Origin of the sequence: Bradyrhizobium sp. 215_C5_N1_1, assembly GCF_052075935.1 — a bacterium.
In the GTDB taxonomy this organism is placed as follows: domain Bacteria; phylum Pseudomonadota; class Alphaproteobacteria; order Rhizobiales; family Xanthobacteraceae; genus Bradyrhizobium; species Bradyrhizobium barranii.
This window is the reverse complement of record NZ_CP197228.1, coordinates 1,336,635-1,354,164: the sequence shown is the minus strand read 5'-3', so window position 1 is coordinate 1,354,164 and position 17,530 is coordinate 1,336,635. Positions and strand designations below refer to the sequence as shown.

The window sequence follows — 17,530 nt, the reverse complement described above, 5'->3', positions numbered from 1 at the left end:
ACAGTCAGGAGCCCCTCACGCCCCCTCGAACTGCAACCTCGCGAGCCTCGCATAGAGCCCGTTCTTGGCGACGAGCTCCGCGTGCGTGCCCTGCTCGACGATCTTGCCCTGGTCCATCACCAGGATGCGGTCGCAGGAGAGGACGGTGGCGAGACGATGGGCGATCACCAGCGTGGTGCGGTGTCGCATCAGCTCTTCCAGCGCGGTCTGCACCAGCGTCTCGCTTTCGGCATCGAGCGCGGAGGTCGCTTCATCGAGCAGCAAGAGCGGCGCATCGCGCAGGATCGCGCGCGCGATGGCGATGCGCTGGCGCTGGCCGCCGGAGAGCGTGACGCCGCGTTCGCCGAGCGGGGCCTCGAAACCTTCGGGCAGGCGGCGGATGAACTCGGCGGCATGCGCGAGTTCGGCGGCACGCTCGACCTCGGCATCGGTCGCATCGGGCCGGCCGAAGCGGATGTTCTCGCGGGCGCTCGCGGCAAACACGTTGGATTCCTGCGGCACCAGTGCGATGCGCAAGCGGAAATCGCGCGGGTCGGCGGATTTGACCGGCACGCCGTCGAGGGAGATCGCGCCGCCCCGCGGGTCGTAGAAGCGCAGCAGGAGATGAAAGATGGTGCTCTTGCCGGCGCCTGAGGGCCCGACGATCGCGACCTTCTCGCCGGGGCGCACGGTGAACGACACGGCATCGAGCACATTGACGTGAGGCCGCGCCGGATAAGCGAAGCTGACCTGGTCGAAGCCGACCTCGCCGCGCGCCGGCACGGGCAGCGCGCGCGGTGACGCCGGCGCGGTGATCTCGGGCCGCACATGCAGGATCTCGAACAGCCGCTCGGCGGCGCCGGAGGCGGCCGAGACTTCGCCCCAGACCTCGCTGAGCTGGCCGAGGCCGGCCGCGGCAAACGCCGCATAGAGCACGAACTGGCCGAGCCGGCCCGGCGAGATCGTGCCGATCAGGACGTCATGCGAGCCGATCCAGAGGATCGCGACCACGCTTGCGAACACGATGAAGATGATGATGGCGGTGAGCACGGCGCGGGCCTGCGTGGAGGTGCGCGCGGCTTCATAGGCCTGCTCGACCTCGCCGCCAAAACGCTTCTCGGCGAGCCCTTCGCTGGTATAGGCCTGCACGGTGCGGATGGCGCCGACCAACTCGCCCGCATAGGCGGAGGCATCGGCCAGCGTGTCCTGCGCATTGCGCGACAGACGCCGCACCCAGCGCCCGAACGCGACCAGCGGCAGCACGATCAGGGGAATGGCGAGCAGCACGAAGCCGGAGAGGCGCGGGCTGGTGATCACCATCATCGCCGCCGCACCGAAGAACATCATGAGATTGCGCAGCGCGATCGAGACGGAGGCACCGACCGCGGACTTGATCTGGGTGGTGTCGGCCGTGAGCCGCGACACCAGCTCACCGCTGCGCGCGGAATCGAAGAAGGCCGGCGAGAGCGAGAGCAGATGCGCGAAGACGTCGCGCCGGAGGTCGGCGACGATGCGCTCGCCGATCGTCATCACGAGGTAGTATCGCGAGGCGCTGGCAAGCGCGAGCACGGCGACGACCGCGATCATCACGGAGAAGTAGCTGTTGATCAGCGCGATGCCTTCCGGCGTCAGGCCGAAATCGATCATCCGCCTCACAGCGATCGGCACCAGTAGCGTCGTCAGCGCCGCGACCGTGAGCGCGACGAAGGCGAGTGCCGCGCGGCCGCGATAGCGGGCCACATAGGGCGCGAGCGCCAGCAGCGGCCGCAGCTTCGCGCGGCCCTTCGCCGGCGTCTCGATCAACTCGGCTTCGATCGACGGGGCCTCAGGCCCGGCGCGCTCGTCGCGGTACTGGTCGTCAAGCCGTTCCACAGCGCTCATGAGATCGGACCCAAGGAGACATATTAGCTCCACATAGGCCGCTGCGGGGGGAGTGGCAAATCCGGGATGTCCCTTAGGGGACGGCCCGGTTCTCCTTTGCCCACAATGGCTTGTTTTAAAGGGGCCTGTGGGGTATAGACCCCGCCAAATCCGTCATTCGATAGCCACTCAAGACAGGCGCCGGGCGCCGAGGAATTGCCATGAAAGCCGAAATTCATCCGAATTATCATACGATTAAGGTCGTGATGACCGACGGAACCGAGTACCTGACCCGCTCCACCTGGGGCAAGGAAGGCGACACGCTGAACCTCGACATCGACCCGAAGTCGCACCCGGCCTGGACCGGCGGCAACGCCCAGCTGATGGATCGCGGCGGCCGTGTCTCGCGCTTCCAGAAGAAGTTTTCGGGCTTTCTCAAAAAGGATTGATCCCGCCCGCAAGGCTGGACACGAAAAACGCCCCCGGTCAGACCGGGGGCGTTTTTGTTTTGCCGTCATTCCGGGGCGCGACGAAGTCGCGAGAATCCATACTCCCGATCGTGGTTATGGATTCCGGGCCCGCGCCAAGAGGCGCGTCCCGGAATGACGACCGTGATTGTTGATAGACCTTACCGCTCGAACGCGGCCTTCAGCGCGTTGAGCTGCGGCACCAGCGGGTTGCCGATCGCCACGTATTCGACCGGCGGGGTGTGGATGGTGGTGTCGAGGCGGCGCACGCGGGTCTGAAGGCTCATCGAGCGATGGATCAGATCCTGCAGCTGCGAGGGCAGCTTCTCGACGGTATCGGACGGGCCGGGATCGGCGGCGCTGAGCTTGACCTTGGTCTTCTCGCGATTGGCCTGGCTCAGCGTCATCTCGCCTTCCTTCACCGCGCGGTGCAGCAGCAGCCATGAGGCAAGCTGCATCAGGCGGGTGGTCAGGCGCATGCTCTCGGTCGCATAGGTGAGGCTGACGGCGCGATCGAGCGCCTTGGCCTCGGTGCGGCCGGCGCCATCGAGATAGGCGGCCGTCTCTTCCACCAGGTCCATGCCCTCACGGAACAGGACGCCGAACGCCGCAGAATTGGTGAACCGCTCGCTGAGTTGAACGAGAGCACCTTCGGCTTGCAAACGTTCCATGGTTAACGCCCCTTACGCAACTGTCTGACTGTCCGGCTTTGGCGCCGGCTTATGATGAACAAATCATTGCGCGAGCCGGACGCGGAGTCCAGCGACAAGCGCGGATATGGTTTCCGCGCGTCTTTCCTCGGAATTCAACCGGAACGGGACCCAAAAAGGCAAAAAAAGAGCCGCCGGAGACCGGCGGCTTTGAAAGTTGATAACAGGGAGGCGTCAAACAGAGTGGACAGGAGCCACTCGGTGTCCAAACGAGGACAGCTCCAGTCATAAACCCGAAAGCTTAATTGGAAGTAAACGAGCTAATTTTTTGAGAGTTCGTTAGCCATGTCGGTCACTGGCCGAGGGGGCGGCGGAACAAACTCGGCACTCGTCATTCCGGGGCGCCACGAAGTCGCGAGCTTTGATGCGCAATTGCGCATCTGAGAATCCATAGCCACAGGCGGATGCGGTGGCCCGGCTCAGCCTGCCCGTTTCAACTGCCCGTGATTATGGATTCCGGGCTCGGCGCTGCACGCCGCCCCGGAATGACGACGCGAGATAGTTTTGCGCGAAGCATGGGTCCCGTCTCTGCGGAGCAGCGCTACGCGCTGCACCGCGTCCGGGACACGAGAGGTGAGCGCTGGGCCCTACTTCTTGAAAAAACTATCCGCCGCATTGCGCGAGGCTCGCTTCTTGGTGGCGGCTTCCTCGAGCCTTGCGATCTCGGTGTTGAGCAGCGCCACGCGCTCGGTCAGTTCTTCCACTGACAGGAGTGAGAGATCCTGTCCGATTTCATGGCTGACCTTCTTGCGCGGCTTGTCGTCGTCCTCGATGGCCATGTGTCCTCCCGGGCAGTCCTGTCCTGAACGACGCCGATCTGGCGCTTTCCGAGCCGAAATGGTATCGCTTCTGCACAAGGAGAATTTGCAGTGACTTTCGCGAGCGCGCAACACCTGACGCGAATGCCCCGGCCCGACCGCAAGGAGGTTGACCGGACGGGATAAGCGCGCGTCCACGCGCGTGAGGCATGAGCCGACCCCAAGCCCTTCCGATCATGCGGGAGGGCTTTTGATTTTTCGTCGGTCGGCACCACCAAACGCGAAAGACCGCAGTCATGACCAAAATTCTCATCACCAGCGCCCTTCCCTACGTGAACGGCGTCAAGCATCTCGGCAATCTCATAGGCTCGCTCCTCCCTGCCGATGTCCATGCCCGCTTCAGGCGGCAGATCGGCGACGACGTGCTCTTCATCTGCGCCACCGACGAGCACGGCACGCCGGCCGAGCTCGGCGCCGTTCGCGCCGGACAGGATGTCCGCACTTTCTGCGACGCGCAGCACGCAATCCAGGCCGACATCTACCGCCGGTTCGGCCTCTCCTTCGACCATTTCGGGCGAACCAGCTCGCCACAGAACAGCGCTCTGACGCAGCACTTCTATCGCAGGCTCGACGATGCCGGATTGATCGAGGAACGTAAGTTGCCGCAGGTCTGGTCACCCACGGACGGCCGCTTCCTGCCGGACCGCTACGTGCTCGGCACCTGCCCGCATTGCGGCGACCCGTCCGCGCGCGGTGATCAATGTGACCAGTGTGGCGCGCTGCTCGATCCGCCCGAACTGATCGACCCGCGGTCTGCGCTGTCGGGCGACCGGGCGCTGGAGGTCCGAGAAAGCCGCCATCTGTTCCTGCGCCAGTCGCAACTTGTCGGAGCGTTGAGCGCGTGGATCGATAGCCGCTCCGGCTGGCCCTCCTTCGTGGTATCGACCGCGAAAGGCTGGCTGACAGCCGATCTGCGCGATCGCTGCATCACGCGCGATCTGGCCTGGGGCATCCCGGTTCCGCGACAGGGATTCGCCGACAAGGTCTTCTATGTCTGGTTCGACGCGCCGATCGGTTACATCGCCGCCACCCAGGAATGGGCCGCCGCCGCGCCGAGCCGCGACTGGCGAAAATGGTGGTGGCAGGCCGATGACGTCCGCTACGTCCAGTTCCTCGGCAAGGACAACATCCCATTCCACACCGTGAGCTTCCCGGCGACGCTGATCGGCTCGAACGAGCCGTGGAAGAGCGTGGACGTGATCAAGGGATTCCACTGGCTCAATTACGAGGGCGGCAAGTTCTCGACCAGCCGCAATCGGGGCATCTTTACCGACCAGGCCCTGGAGGAATTGCCCGCCGATCTCTGGCGCTGGTGGCTGGTCGCCAACGCGCCCGAGAGCGCCGACACCGATTTCAACGTTGCCAGGTTCGTCGCCGACGTGAACAAGGATCTCGCCGACATCTTCGGCAACCTCGTCAATCGCATTGTCAGCTTTGCCCATCGGGCCTTCGACGGCCGGATTCCGGAAGGCGGCGCTCCTGACGAGGCCGAGCACCTGCTCGCACGGGAACTGGAGCAGCGTATCGCGACGCTGCGACGCCACCACGAGGCGCTCGAGTTTCGTGCCGCGGCCGCCGCAACGCGTGCGATCTGGGATGTGGCGAACGCTTACCTGCAGCATGCCGCGCCGTGGACGGCCATCAAGTCCGATCGGCTTCGCGCGGCGATCGTGACGCGAACAGCCCTCAATCTGGTCCGCACCTGCGCCGTGCTGGCGTGGAGTATCGTGCCCAGCCTGTCGGAAAATGTGCTGCACGCCTTCGGTGGCGAAGATGCCGCGCCACGCTGGCCCCGTGGCCCAATTGCGGACCTGCTCGACGGCGGCGCCGGCACAGCGATCGCGCCGATCGGTCCACTGGTCGAAAAAATCTCTCCCGAAAGAGCAAGCCATCTGGCGGCGCGGTTCGGGCCTTAATGTCGTTTCACTTCGGCGGAAAAAGGCGATATGCCATTCGCCGAATTCATTCATCCAAGGACACATCATGGACAAGCTGCCCGCGCAAATGACCGTGGTCGCCATCTCCAAGCCCGGCGGACCGGAGGTGCTGGTGCCGGAACAACGTGCCGTTCCGCAGCCCGGTCCCGACGAGATCCTGGTCAAGGTGCAGGCCGCGGGCGTCAACCGGCCCGACGTGGCGCAGCGCTCCGGCGCCTATCCGCCGCCGCCCGGCGCCAGCGACCTGCCGGGGCTCGAGATCGCCGGCGAAGTGGTGGCGGTCGGCAGCAACGCCAAACGGCACAAGATCGGCGACAAGGTGATGTCGCTGGTCGCCGGCGGCGGTTATGCGCAGTACTGCATCGCGCAGGACGCCCAGGCGATGAGCGTGCCGCCGGCGCTGTCGATCAAGGAAGCCGGCGCGCTGCCGGAAACCCTGATGACGGTCTGGCACAACCTGTTCGAGCGCGGCGGCCTGAAGGCCGGCGAGACGCTGCTGATCCATGGCGGCTCCTCCGGCATCGGCACCATGGCGATCCAGCTTGCGAAAGCCTTTGGCGCGAAAGTGTTCGTCACCGTGGGATCGCAGGACAAGATCGATGCCTGCCTCAAGTTAGGTGCCGACCGCGCCATCAACTACAAGACCGAGGACTTCGTCGCCGTGGTCAAGGCGGAGACCAATAATACCGGCGCCAACCTGATCCTCGACATGGTGGCCGGCGAGTATGTCGACCGCAACTATGATGCCGCGGCGGTCGACGGCCGCATCGTGCAGATCGCAACCCTCAACGGCCCCAAGGTCAGCGTCAACATCGCCAAGGTGATGGTGAAGCGCCTGACCCATACCGGCTCGACCCTGCGCCCCCGTAGTAATGCGGACAAGGCGGCCATGGTGGCCGCAATCGAGGCGAAAGTGATGCCGCTGTTGCGCGAAGGCCGCGTCAAGCCGCTGATGGACAGCAGTTTCCCGCTGGAAAAGGCATCCGATGCGCACCGGCGCATGGAGACCTCGGCACATATTGGCAAAATTGTGTTGGAGGTCTAGGCCAACGGCCCATCAGGCAAGGCGGAAACCCTTTGATTTTCCTCGCTTTCGTGGCATCTATCGCGACGCGCCGAACCATCTTGCTCCGTTCGGAAAACGCCTTGCACTGACCATCTTGCACTGAAGAGTTTGCGTCGAACGCGGAGAACCGACCTTGCGTCTGATCAGGTGCCTCGCGCCCATAGCGCTGGGCCTCATGATTCTCGTCGCCGCATCCCAGGCGCGCGCGCTGGATGCCGTCAGCGTCCGCGGCGACGCGCCCGCGATCGACCTCACCGGCGTGCTCGAGCATCAGCGCAGTGACGCCGATCGCATCCAGGTCTCCACCGCACCCGGCACCGACGGCATCGTCCGCCGCATCGAGGTGCGCGCCCGCGAGGGCGGCCAGAACTGGGTGGTGTTCGCGCTCGCCAACAACACCGACGACCAGCTCGACCGCCTGATCGTCGCCCCGCATTACCGCATCGTCTCGTCGGGCCTGCTGTGGCCCGACCTCGGGCTGTCGCGCATCGCGACCATCACGCCCTCGATCGGCGACCGCCCGGAGCGCCAGGAGAGCGCGACGGCCGACGTGTTCCGCATCACGCTCGATCCCGGCGCCGTCGTCACCTTTGTCGCGGAACTGCGCACCGACAAGCTGCCGCAGCTCTATCTGTGGGAGCCCGAGTCCTACAAGGACAAGGTCAATTCCTTCACGCTCTACCAGGGCATCGTGATCGGCATCTCCGGGCTTTTGGCGCTCGTGCTCACCATTCTGTTCGTGGTGAAGGGCAGCATCATGTTCCCGGCCGCCGCGGCGCTGGCCTGGGCGGTGCTGGTCTATATCGGCGTCGATTTCGGCTTCTGGGGCAAGGTGCTCGATATGTCGAACAACGCCGAGCGCATCTGGCGCGCGGCGGGTGAAGCGATATTGGCGGCGACGCTGCTGGTGTTCCTGTTCGCCTATCTCAACCTCAGTCGATGGCACGTGCGCTATTCGCACATTACGGTGCTCTGGCTTGCCTTCCTGGGTTCGCTGGTGGCGCTGGCCTTGTTCGACCCGGCGGTGGCTTCCGGCATCGCCCGCATGTCGCTGGTGCTGATCGCCTTCGCTGGCTTCGCGCTGATCGTCTACCTCTCCACACATGGCTTCGACCGCGCGGTGCTCTTGATCCCGACCTGGTTCCTGCTGGTGGTCTGGGTGGTCGCGGCCGGCATGACGGTCGCGGGCTCCGTCACCAACGACATCGTCGGCCCGGCTCTGCTCGGCGGCCTCGTGCTGATCGTGATGCTGATCGGCTTCACGGTGATGCAGCACGCCTTTGCCGGCGGCAGCGCCAGCACCGGCGTCGTCTCCGACATCGAGCGGCGGGCGCTGGCGCTGGCCGGCTCCGGCGATCTGATCTGGGACTGGGACGTCTCCGCCGACAAGGTGTTCACCAGCCCGGAGACCGAAGCCCTGCTCGGCCTCAAGCGCGGCACGCTGGAAGGCCCGGCCGCCTCATGGCTTGAGGTGCTGCATCCGCTCGACCAGGACCGGTTCCGCGCCGCGCTCGACAGCGTGCTCGACCAGCGCCGCGGCCGCCTGGTGCAGGATTTCCGGCTGCGCACGCCGGACGGTCATTTCATGTGGTTCGCGCTGAAGGCGCGCCCGGTGGTCGGCTCGGACGGCGAGGTCTCGCGCGTGGTCGGCACGCTGACCGACGTCACCGAGCTGCGCAACGCCGAGGAGCGCCTGCTGCACGATTCCGTGCATGACAACCTCACCGGCCTGCCCAACCGCAAACTGTTCATGGACCGGCTGGGTGCGGTCGCGCATTTCGCCAAGACCATGCCGACGCTGCGGCCGACGCTGATGGTGATCGACCTCGACCGCTTCAAGCAGGTCAACGATTCCGTCGGCATCGCGGTCGGCGACTCGATCCTGCTGACGCTGGCCCGCCGCCTCACCCGCATCCTGAAGCCGCAGGACACGCTGGCGCGGCTCGCCGGCGACCAGTTCGGCCTGATCCTGCTCTCGGAGCAGGACCCTGCCCGCATCACCGCCTTCGCCGAAACCATCCGCAAGACCATCCGCGCCCCGATCGCCTTCAACGACCGCGAGATTTTTCTCACCGCCTCGATCGGGCTGGCGCTGTCCGATCCGCAGACACAATTGACGGACGAGATCATCAAGGACGCCGAGCTTGCGATGTATCATTCCAAGCGCATCGGCGGCGACCGCATCGACGTCTACAAGCCGGCGATGCGCGCGCGAAAGACCGACCGCCTGACGCTGGAGAGCGAGCTGCGCCGCGCCATCGAGCGGCAGGAGCTCACGATCCTGTACCAGCCGATCGTGCGGCTGGAGGATCGTTCGATCGCCGGCTTCGAGGCGCTGGTGCGCTGGGATCATCCGAAGCTCGGACGCATGGCGCCGTCGGAATTCATCAGCATCGCGGAAGAGACCGGCCTGATCGTCGACCTCGGCATGTTCGTGCTCGACCAGACCGCAAAGCAGCTTTCGGTGTGGCAACGCGCGATGCGCTCGCGCGAGCCGATCTTCGCCTCCGTCAACGTCTCCTCGCGGCAGCTCTTGCGCCACGACCTGATCCACGACATCCGCACCGTGCTGTCGCGCTCCTCTGTGGCGCGCGGCACGCTGAAGCTGGAATTGACGGAATCGCTGGTGATGGAGAACCCGGAGCACGCAGCCCAGATGCTGACGCGCATCCGCGAGCTCGGCACCGGGCTGTCGCTCGACGATTTCGGCACCGGCCATTCCTCGCTCGCCTATCTCCAGCGCTTCCCGTTCGACACCATCAAGATCGACCAGTCGTTCGTGCGCACCACCAACCGCGGCACCCGTCCGGTGATCCTGAAGTCGATCATCGCGCTCGCGCATGACCTCGGCATGGACGTGGTCGCGGAAGGCGCCGAGACAGACTCCGACGCGGTCGAGCTCTACCAGATGGGCTGCGAATACGCGCAGGGCTTCGCCTTCGGCGAGCCGATGGACGCGGACGCGGCGATGCGTCTGCTCACGGAAGTGCGGCTGGAAGCGGCGAGTTAGCGCTTATCTTCTTCCGCTCTCCTCCCGGAAAGGGTCGCTCGCAAAGCGAGCGTGGGGTGCCGCACCGGCGCGCTCATGCCGGGCTTGATCCAGATCAATGGGCCCTGCTCGACCACCATGAAAGATGGCACGCAGCATTCGATCCAGAACGGCTTCGTCATCGAGGTCACTGGGCTCGCAGCTGTCGTTCTCAGAATGAGCAGACCACGCGTCTTTCTCAGGAGTCACGGATGACTCGGCACCTTTTCTACGCGATGACCCTCATCGGCACCGGAGTGTTCCTCGCCTCATCGGCCGAAGCAGTGACAGCCGCACGATGCGAGGATCGAGGCGCAAATTGCCTCGGCACATGTGCCGACTACACCGGCGGGGCCGGTGACGTTCGAGGGCGCCAGAACACATGCGTGCGCGTCTGCGACCGGCAGACAACCAGATGCCTGATACGAGCCCATGACGAACGCTGGCCCCATAATCGCCAATGAAGGCCGTGGTTCTACACTTGGGCTAACGCCCCCCGTCTCGCGCTTGCGGCGCACCGCGTCCAGCTGACCTACCCTGGCTTGCGTCGTAGCCCCGCGACCAAACAAAATCCCACCACCAGCGAGATCGCGGCAAGACCGCCCCAGACCATTCCCGCCTGTTCGAGATAAACATCCTGCGTTACCGGGTCGTAGCAGCGGCCGAGCTCGTTGAAGCAGTCGCGCCAGCGCCAGTAGCGGGCCTCGAAGGCGAGCGCGAACAGCACGCCTGTTGCAATCAGGGCTGCGCCAACAATCCCCCTTAGCCAGCGCAAAATCATGCAGCGTCAGCTCACCTGCGCTGCTTCTTCTTGGTGAAGCGCACGCTCTGGCCGTCCGGCATCCGCGTCGCGACGAACCCCGCGGCGAGGCAGGCTTCGCGCTGGGGCATCTGGATGTCGGGGCTGCGGAGGCTGTCCCACCATGAGGCGCGATTCGCCGCCCGCGGCAGGGCCGAGCCGATGATCTCCTCGATCTGCTCGAAACTCAGCACGAATTCCGTTTGCTTCTGCCGCATCAGGTAATCCCGCAGCGCGTCGTAATCGTTCACAATCGTCCTCTCGTCCCAGCTCCGCTGCCCAAAAGCGATGCCCGCGGAAACCAATTCTTAACTCATTGTGGCAGCGCCGTCCCGGCTTAAACACTACGCAAGATTTCGGGCGCATCCACTAGTGTTGGGAGCACTCGATGCAGTCTGGATGGCGCGACGTCACGACCCGCCGGCCGTGGCGGATTTCGGCGAAGCTGCTGATCATATCGTCCGTCGTGACGGTGATCGGCTTTTCCGCCATTTGCGTCAACGTCATGCTGGACATGCGCCGCGGCGAGGAGGCCCTCGCGCGCCAGACGCTGGACAATCTGGCCACCTCCATCGAAGCAGATATCAGCCGCAACATCGAGATCTACGATCTCTCCCTGAAGGCGGTCGCCAGCAACATGCTGCTGCCGGAGATCAACGCGGTCTCGAAGCCGATCCGTCACCTGATCCTGTTCGATCACGCCACCACGGCGCGGCACTTCGGCGCCATCCAGGTGTTCGATGCCGAGGGCAGGCTGACCATCGACGCCTCCACGCTCGATCCCCTGCCGGAGAACCGGAGCGAGGAGGACTACTTCAGGGTTCATCGCGACGATCCCGACGCCGGCCTCTTCATCAGCCGTCCGATGCTGTTCCGCGGCGCCTATTCCATCGTGCTGAGCCGGCGCATCAGCGATACCGACGGCGGCTTCTTGGGGGTCGTCACCGGCTCGATCCGTTTCAGCTATTTCCACGAATTGTTCGAGCGCCTGAACCTCGATCCCGACGATACCATCACCGTGCTGACGCGCGATCGCACCATCATGATGCGGCGGCCGTTCGATCTCGACGTCATCGGCAAGAATCTGGGGACGCGGCAGAGCTGGAAGGCCGACAATCTCAAGGCCGGCGGGTCCTATGCGGGCCAGGGCCCGGTGGACGCGACGCCGCGCCTCTATGTCCGCAGCACCGGCCCGGGTCCGCTGTTCGTGGTGGCAGGCAAGCCGCTCGCCGCCGTGTTCGAGCTCTGGCAGAAGGAAGCCTACCGCATCGGCGCGGTAGTCCTGGCGCTCATCCTGTTCATGCTGGCCTCGACGCTGGTGCTCGCCCGCGAGATCGGCCGGCGTGCCGAAGCCGAGCGCAAGCTCGAGGAGATGGCGACGACGGATGCGCTCACCGGCCTGAAGAACCGCCGCAAGTTCGATCAGGTCATCGACGTCGAATGGCGCCGCGCGATGCGCCAGAAGACGCCGGTCGCGCTGCTGATGATCGATGCCGATCACTTCAAGGCCTACAACGACACGTTCGGCCATCAGGCCGGCGACCAGGTGCTGGTCGGCATCGCCATCTGCATTTCCGATTCGGTGCGGCGGTCCGGCGACTGCGCCGCGCGCTATGGCGGCGAGGAATTCGCGGTGCTACTGCCGAACACTTCGGCCGCCGAGGCCTTCAATGTCGCCGAGACGATCCGCGGCAAGGTGCAGGGTTGGTCCGACGACCAGGCGATGTCGACGGTCTCCTGCGGGATTGCGGGCCTGGTCCCTACCACCGGCCTGGACTGGCCGGTCCTGGTCGCCGCCGCCGACAAGGCGCTCTATGCGGCGAAAGCCGGCGGCCGCAACCAGTCCGTGGTCGCGAGCCTTCCGAAGCTATCGCTGGTGGCGTGAGGGGCCCCCTCCGTCATTGCGAGCGAAGCGAAGCAATCCAGACTGTCTCCGCGGAGGCAGCCTGGATTGCTTCGTCGCTTCGCTCCTCGCAATGACGAGTGGAGCGCTACTGCCCCAGATACTTCTTCATCTCCGCGATGAGCCCATCGCGCAGTTCCGGCCGCTTCAGGCCGTAGGCGATGTTGGCGCGGAGGAAGCCGGGCTTGGAGCCGCAATCATGGCGCTCGCCCTCGAACTCGACGCCGTAGAATTTCTGCGACTTGGCGAGGCCGATCATGGCGTCGGTGAGCTGGATCTCGCCGCCGGCGCCGCGCTCCTGGGTCTCCAGGATCTTGAAGATCTCCGGCTGAAGGATGTAGCGGCCGGTGATGGAGAGGTTGGAGGGCGCGGTGCCCTTGGCCGGCTTCTCGACCATGCCGTCGACCTCGAACATCTTGCCGGTGCGCTTGCCGACGCCGCAGATGCCGTATTGATGGGTAAGATGGTCGGGCACCGCCTCGACCGCGATGACGTTGGATTTTTCGCCGAGCGTTGAAGCCGTCTCGATCATCTGCTTCAGGCAGCCGGTCGTGTTGAGCACGAGCTCATCGGGCAGCACGACCGCGAACGGCTCGTTGCCGACGATGTCGCGCGCGCACCAGACCGCGTGGCCGAGACCGAGCGGCGCCTGCTGGCGGGTGAAGCTGACGGCGCCGGCCTCCGGCTGGTTCTGCGCCAGGATGTCCTGCTCGGCCTTCTTGCCGCGCGCGGCGAGCGTCGCGTCGAGCTCGAACATCTTGTCGAAATGATCTTCGATGACGTTTTTGTTGCGGCCGGTGACGAAGATGAAGTGCTCGATGCCGGCTTCCCTCGCCTCGTCATAGACGTACTGGATCAGCGGCTTGTCGACGATGGTCAGCATTTCCTTCGGCATCGCCTTGGTGGCGGGCAGGACGCGGGTGCCGAGGCCGGCGACGGGGAATACGGCTTTGCGAATTTTCATGGGACAGATCGAATACCTGAGGACGTGAAGGGAGCAATGGTATCTTGCTAGCTTGTTTGCAGCCGCTAACAAAGGCGGATGTGAGGCCTCGCGCTCACAGAGTTGAGAAAAAGGCCGACACCAAAATTTCACCTTTGTTAAGCTATTGGCAACCGGTACCGGGCCTCCTGAAGGCGGATTTTCGGCCGGACAGGTAGGGTATGATGCAATCAGTGGCAGGGCTGGCAAAACGTGCTGGATTTGTGACCGGCGCAATGATGCTTGCGGCCGCTGTGCTGCTGCCTGTCAGCGCGCGCGCCCAGGCGCAGAACGGCTTGTCGAACCTGTTCGGCGGTATTTTCTCCGGCTCGAATCCAGCGCCCTCTCAGCCGGCGCCCGGCCCCGGCGGCGCCTTGCCATGGACCGGCGAGGACGGCGCCTCCGGCCACCCGTTGATGACGGCCGCCGCGATCCGCGAAGCGGCCTCCAACTTCAACAATTGCGTGGCGGGGATGTGGCCCGATGCCGCACGGCGCAACATCACGCAGGAGAATTTCCAGCGCTTCACGGCCGGGCTGTCGCCCGACCTGCGCATCATGGATCTGATGGATTCGCAGCCGGAGTTCACCAAGTCGATCTGGGACTATCTCGACATCCTCGTGAACGACAACCGCCTCGCCACGGGCCGCGAGGTCCTCGCCAAATACAAGGCGCAGTTCGACGCCACCGAAAAGGCTACCGGCGTCGACCGCTACATCATCGCCTCGATCTGGGGCATCGAGTCCAATTACTCGACGCAGATGGGCGACCGCAGCGTGCTGCAATCGACCGCGACGCTCGCCTGCATCGGCCGCCGCCAGGCCTATTTCAAGGACGAGTTTCTCTCCGCGCTGGAGATCCTCAACCGCGGCGATCTCAGGCCTGAGCAAATGCGCGGCTCCTGGGCCGGCGCCTTCGGCCCGACCCAGTTCATGCCGACTGCGTTCAAGCGCTTTGCCGTGGATGGCGATGGCGACGGACGGCGCGACGTCGTCGACAATCCCACCGATCTGATCGCCTCGACCGCCAACAATCTGAAGAAGGACGGCTGGCAGGCCGGCCAGACCTGGGGCTACGAGGTCGTGGTGCCCCAGGGCTTCAACTACATGCTGGCCGATCGCGCCAAGGCGATGACGATCCCGCAGTGGGAGAAGCTCGGGCTCAAGCGCCCGGCCAACCACCCCTTCCCGCATCCGGCCGAGAAAGCCTATCTGCTGGCGCCCGCCGGGGCGCAGGGCCCGGGCTTCCTGATGCTGCAGAATTACCGCGTCATCATGAAGTACAACCCGGCCGAGGCTTATGCGCTGGCGATCGGCCATTTCGCCGACCGCCTGCGCGGCGGCCAGCCCTTCGTGCAGCCCTGGCCGCGGCAGGAGCGCGAGCTGTCCCGCACTGAACGGCTGGAACTCCAGCAGCTCTTGGCCCAGCGCGGCTTCTACAAGGGCACCCCGGACGGCCAGTTCGGCGGCCAGACCCGGGAGGCGCTGCGCAATTTCCAAGCCTCGATCGGGGTCCCCGCCGACGGATTTGCCTCCTCGGACGTGCTGGATCGCCTCCGCGGGCGGTAAAACCGCCCCGAAAGTAACCCTGAACAGGGAAATTGCCCGATCGCCTTGACGGGGACGGCGGTTCCCCGGTGTATGGCAGAAGAATCTGCCCGTTTGGCGCCTGATTCCGCTATTATATCGAGCCTGTCCCAATCCCCATTGCGCGTGCCTGAGATCGCATGTCGAAGAAGTCCCTGTTCAAGGCGCTGACCGAGACCGGCCCGCTGATCGCGCTGGGGACGGCGCTTGCGATCCTGGTCTCCGTTGCGGGACCCGCCTCGGCGCAGTTCTTCAACTTCCCCGGCTTCGGCGGCCCGCCGCAGCGGCAGGCCCCGCCACCGCGAAACGGTGGAGGCGGCGGCTGGTTCGGTGGCGACTTCTTCGCGCCATTCCAGCAGCAGCAGCAGCAGGCGCCGCGCCAGGATTTTTCGCGCGCGCCGGCACCAGCCAAGCGCGACACCACGCCCGACAAGAACGTGCTGGTGATCGGCGACGCCATGGCCGACTGGCTCGCCTACGGCCTCGAAGACGCCTACACCGAGCAGCCCGACATGGGCGTGATCCGCAAGCACAAGACCACGTCCGGCCTGATCAAGTACCAGCCGAAGGGTGAGCCCGCAGACTGGGCGGCGGCAGCGAAGGGCATCCTCGAGACCGAGAAGCCTGATGTGATCGTCGTCATGCTCGGCCTCAACGACCGCATCTCGATCCGCGAGGCCGCGCCCGACAAGGCGACGGACAAGGACAAGAAGAACGACAAGGGCGCGCGCGCCAAGCCACCGGCCAAGCCGGGCGATGCTAAACCCGACACGGCCGCCAAGCCGGACGACAAGCCCGCCGACGCCGACCTGCCGCAGGACGATGCCGACAACGCCGACACGCCGGCGGTCGCAGCGCCGGAGAAGACCGCGCGCAACCCGAACGGCCTCTACGAATTCCGCGACGAGCGCTGGGTCGAACTCTACAGCAAGAAGATCGAGGAGCTGGCCAACGTTCTCAAGTCCAAGGGCGTTCCGGTGCTCTGGGTCGGCCTGCCCGCGATCCGCGGCCCCAAGGGCACCGCGGACATGCTGTTCCTGGATTCGCTCTACCGCGAAGGCGCGGCCAAGGCCGGCATCACCTATGTCGATGTCTGGGACGGCTTTGTCGACGAAGCCGGCCGCTTCCTCCAGAAGGGCCCGGACTTCGAGGGCCAGATCCGCCAGCTCCGCAGCTATGACGGCGTCTATTTCACGAAACCCGGCGCACGCAAGCTCGCCCACTATGTCGAGCGCGAGATCACGCGCCTGCTCGCCGGACGCTCCGGCCCGATTGCGCTGCCGAGCGAGCCTGCGACCCCCGACACCAGCGCCGAGCCCGGCAAGCCCGCGCCGCGGCCGCTGGCGGGACCGATCGTGCCGCTGGTTGCGGCCTCGATCTCGGCCGATCAATTGCTGGGCGGACCGGGTTCGCGTCCCGCTGCCGTCGATGCGCTCGCCGCGAAGACGATGGTGAAGGGTGAGCCGCTGGCCGCGCCCGCCGGCCGTGCCGATGATTATGCCTGGCCGCGCCGCGAAGTCGGCCGCGAGCAGGCCAAGGGCGATACGCCGATGGCTGCGACGACGCCGGATGGTGCTGCTGCTGCTCCCGGTACGCCAAGCGCTGCCGCCGCGATCGCGCCGCCCAGACTCGCGCCGAAGAAGCCGCCGGTGCAGCAGCCGCAGCAGCCGGCCCAGGCAACGCCGGCATTCCGCGATTTCTTCGGCTTCGGCTCTCCGCAGCCACCGCCGCGTCAATTCGCACCAGCGCCGCGTAATCCCAATCCCGCGATCCCGCGCCCGCCTGGTAACGTCGGGCGATCGGCGGAGATGTTCCGGTAGTTTTTCTGAATTGAGATCTCGTGTCCCGGACGCGCTGCAGCGTGTAACGCTGCTGCGCAGAGCCGGGACCCAGCACTGCGACATTCACAAAGAATGGGCCCCGGCTCAGCAAAGCGGCGTTGCCGGACGATGCCTACGCATCGCCTAGTCCGCATTGCGTCCGGGGCACGAGAGACGGGGGCTTTGGCTCAGCCGTAATAGCGCCAGCGCGGCGGCGGGCGACGGGCGGGACGCGACATCAGAAGCGCGAGTGCGAAGCCGATCCCGCCGGCGATCAGCAGCGCACCGAGCGGATTGTCCTGCACCTTCTTGGCAATCGCCTGCGAACCGTCGCGCAAGGTCTCGGCCGGCTTGTCGTAGGCATCCTTGGCGTAGCCGGCCGCAGTCTCGCCGGCGTCGCGCACGGCGTCCTTGGCCTGGCCGTAGAGATTCTGCACGGTGCCGGCGGCTTCCCGCGCCTTGCCTGACGCCTGCGTCTGCGCATCGCCAGCGAGATCACCGACGGCGCCTTCTGCGCGCCCAGCGAATTCCTTGGCCGATCCGACGATCCGATCCTTGTCCATGTTGCTCCTCCT

Annotated in this window: 15 protein-coding genes; 7 read left to right on the top strand and 8 right to left on the bottom strand. The window is 65.4% G+C overall.

Annotated elements, in window-relative coordinates:
• Positions 1 to 15: 15 nt before the first annotated feature.
• Complete coding sequence (locus AB7G19_RS06285; protein ID WP_085401847.1) at positions 16 to 1,860, bottom strand: ABC transporter ATP-binding protein/permease; 1,845 nt, start codon at positions 1,858 to 1,860, stop codon at positions 16 to 18.
• 200 nt (positions 1,861 to 2,060) lie between these two features.
• Between AB7G19_RS06285 and rpmE the strand changes: the two genes are divergently transcribed.
• Positions 2,061 to 2,288: a 50S ribosomal protein L31 gene (gene rpmE / locus AB7G19_RS06280; protein WP_007599895.1), complete on the top strand. Its 228-nt coding sequence runs from the start codon at positions 2,061 to 2,063 to the stop codon at positions 2,286 to 2,288.
• A 179-nt stretch (positions 2,289 to 2,467) separates the two neighbouring features.
• On the opposite strand, the gene rcdA is transcribed toward rpmE, so the two are convergent.
• Positions 2,468 to 2,977, bottom strand: coding sequence for a protease adaptor protein RcdA (gene rcdA, locus AB7G19_RS06275; protein WP_028148425.1), 510 nt, complete (start codon positions 2,975 to 2,977; stop codon positions 2,468 to 2,470).
• Between the two features lie 626 nt (positions 2,978 to 3,603).
• Positions 3,604 to 3,795 (bottom strand): DUF1192 domain-containing protein, encoded by a 192-nt coding sequence (locus tag AB7G19_RS06270; protein ID WP_085401848.1) that lies wholly within the window; start codon positions 3,793 to 3,795, stop codon positions 3,604 to 3,606.
• A gap of 275 nt (positions 3,796 to 4,070) precedes the next feature.
• Between AB7G19_RS06270 and metG the strand changes: the two genes are divergently transcribed.
• From metG to AB7G19_RS06255, 3 genes are all read left to right on the top strand, one after another.
• Entirely contained in the window at positions 4,071 to 5,750 is a 1,680-nt protein-coding gene (gene metG / locus AB7G19_RS06265; protein WP_085401849.1) for a methionine--tRNA ligase, read from the top strand.
• 67 nt (positions 5,751 to 5,817) lie between these two features.
• Positions 5,818 to 6,816 carry an NAD(P)H-quinone oxidoreductase gene (locus AB7G19_RS06260; protein WP_085401850.1) on the top strand — a complete coding sequence of 333 codons (999 nt, stop codon included), beginning with the start codon at positions 5,818 to 5,820 and terminating at the stop codon, positions 6,814 to 6,816.
• A gap of 154 nt (positions 6,817 to 6,970) precedes the next feature.
• Positions 6,971 to 9,847, top strand: coding sequence for an EAL domain-containing protein (locus tag AB7G19_RS06255; protein ID WP_085401851.1), 2,877 nt, complete (start codon positions 6,971 to 6,973; stop codon positions 9,845 to 9,847).
• Here the strand turns inward: AB7G19_RS06255 and AB7G19_RS06250 are convergent.
• The 3 genes from AB7G19_RS06250 to AB7G19_RS06240 form a co-directional block, all read right to left on the bottom strand.
• On the bottom strand, positions 9,844 to 10,008 hold the full coding sequence (locus AB7G19_RS06250) for a hypothetical protein (protein WP_161495846.1): 165 nt from the start codon (positions 10,006 to 10,008) through the stop codon (positions 9,844 to 9,846). The two genes, AB7G19_RS06255 and AB7G19_RS06250, sit on opposite strands and share 4 nt — an antisense overlap.
• Positions 10,009 to 10,397: 389 nt before the next feature.
• Entirely contained in the window at positions 10,398 to 10,646 is a 249-nt protein-coding gene (locus AB7G19_RS06245) for a hypothetical protein (RefSeq protein WP_144030762.1), read from the bottom strand.
• An 11-nt stretch (positions 10,647 to 10,657) separates the two neighbouring features.
• The gene (locus AB7G19_RS06240) at positions 10,658 to 10,915 is read right to left on the bottom strand and encodes a DUF7662 domain-containing protein (protein ID WP_028148420.1); all 258 of its coding nucleotides are present in this window, start codon (positions 10,913 to 10,915) and stop codon (positions 10,658 to 10,660) included.
• Between the two features lie 137 nt (positions 10,916 to 11,052).
• Here AB7G19_RS06240 and AB7G19_RS06235 point away from each other — a divergent pair, with 137 nt between their 5' ends.
• On the top strand, positions 11,053 to 12,549 hold the full coding sequence (locus AB7G19_RS06235) for a sensor domain-containing diguanylate cyclase (RefSeq protein WP_085401853.1): 1,497 nt from the start codon (positions 11,053 to 11,055) through the stop codon (positions 12,547 to 12,549).
• Between the two features lie 106 nt (positions 12,550 to 12,655).
• Here the strand turns inward: AB7G19_RS06235 and galU are convergent, their stop codons facing one another.
• Positions 12,656 to 13,531 (bottom strand): UTP--glucose-1-phosphate uridylyltransferase GalU, encoded by an 876-nt coding sequence (galU, locus tag AB7G19_RS06230; protein WP_014498169.1) that lies wholly within the window; start codon positions 13,529 to 13,531, stop codon positions 12,656 to 12,658.
• Between the two features lie 254 nt (positions 13,532 to 13,785).
• Between galU and AB7G19_RS06225 the strand changes: the two genes are divergently transcribed.
• Both AB7G19_RS06225 and AB7G19_RS06220 read left to right on the top strand, forming a co-directional pair.
• Complete coding sequence (locus tag AB7G19_RS06225; RefSeq protein WP_245344109.1) at positions 13,786 to 15,117, top strand: lytic murein transglycosylase; 1,332 nt, start codon at positions 13,786 to 13,788, stop codon at positions 15,115 to 15,117.
• 158 nt (positions 15,118 to 15,275) lie between these two features.
• Positions 15,276 to 16,955 carry an SGNH/GDSL hydrolase family protein gene (locus AB7G19_RS06220; protein ID WP_085401854.1) on the top strand — a complete coding sequence of 560 codons (1,680 nt, stop codon included), beginning with the start codon at positions 15,276 to 15,278 and terminating at the stop codon, positions 16,953 to 16,955.
• A 188-nt stretch (positions 16,956 to 17,143) separates the two neighbouring features.
• Here the strand turns inward: AB7G19_RS06220 and AB7G19_RS06215 are convergent, their stop codons facing one another.
• On the bottom strand, positions 17,144 to 17,518 hold the full coding sequence (locus AB7G19_RS06215) for a CsbD family protein (protein WP_063981006.1): 375 nt from the start codon (positions 17,516 to 17,518) through the stop codon (positions 17,144 to 17,146).
• Positions 17,519 to 17,530: the final 12 nt, after the last annotated feature.

Bases quoted from the DNA above. Each gene is read 5' to 3' on its own strand.
- AB7G19_RS06285 (WP_085401847.1), bottom strand. From the start codon at position 1,860: ATGAGCGCTGTGGAACGGCTTGACGACCAGTACCGCGACGAGCGCGCC.
- rpmE (WP_007599895.1), top strand. From the start codon at position 2,061: ATGAAAGCCGAAATTCATCCGAATTATCATACGATTAAGGTCGTGATG.
- rcdA (WP_028148425.1), bottom strand. From the start codon at position 2,977: ATGGAACGTTTGCAAGCCGAAGGTGCTCTCGTTCAACTCAGCGAGCGG.
- AB7G19_RS06270 (WP_085401848.1), bottom strand. From the start codon at position 3,795: ATGGCCATCGAGGACGACGACAAGCCGCGCAAGAAGGTCAGCCATGAA.
- metG (WP_085401849.1), top strand. From the start codon at position 4,071: ATGACCAAAATTCTCATCACCAGCGCCCTTCCCTACGTGAACGGCGTC.
- AB7G19_RS06260 (WP_085401850.1), top strand. From the start codon at position 5,818: ATGGACAAGCTGCCCGCGCAAATGACCGTGGTCGCCATCTCCAAGCCC.
- AB7G19_RS06250 (WP_161495846.1), bottom strand. From the start codon at position 10,008: ATGACGAAGCCGTTCTGGATCGAATGCTGCGTGCCATCTTTCATGGTG.
- AB7G19_RS06245 (WP_144030762.1), bottom strand. From the start codon at position 10,646: ATGATTTTGCGCTGGCTAAGGGGGATTGTTGGCGCAGCCCTGATTGCA.
- AB7G19_RS06235 (WP_085401853.1), top strand. From the start codon at position 11,053: ATGCAGTCTGGATGGCGCGACGTCACGACCCGCCGGCCGTGGCGGATT.
- galU (WP_014498169.1), bottom strand. From the start codon at position 13,531: ATGAAAATTCGCAAAGCCGTATTCCCCGTCGCCGGCCTCGGCACCCGC.
- AB7G19_RS06225 (WP_245344109.1), top strand. From the start codon at position 13,786: ATGATGCTTGCGGCCGCTGTGCTGCTGCCTGTCAGCGCGCGCGCCCAG.
- AB7G19_RS06220 (WP_085401854.1), top strand. From the start codon at position 15,276: ATGTCGAAGAAGTCCCTGTTCAAGGCGCTGACCGAGACCGGCCCGCTG.
- AB7G19_RS06215 (WP_063981006.1), bottom strand. From the start codon at position 17,518: ATGGACAAGGATCGGATCGTCGGATCGGCCAAGGAATTCGCTGGGCGC.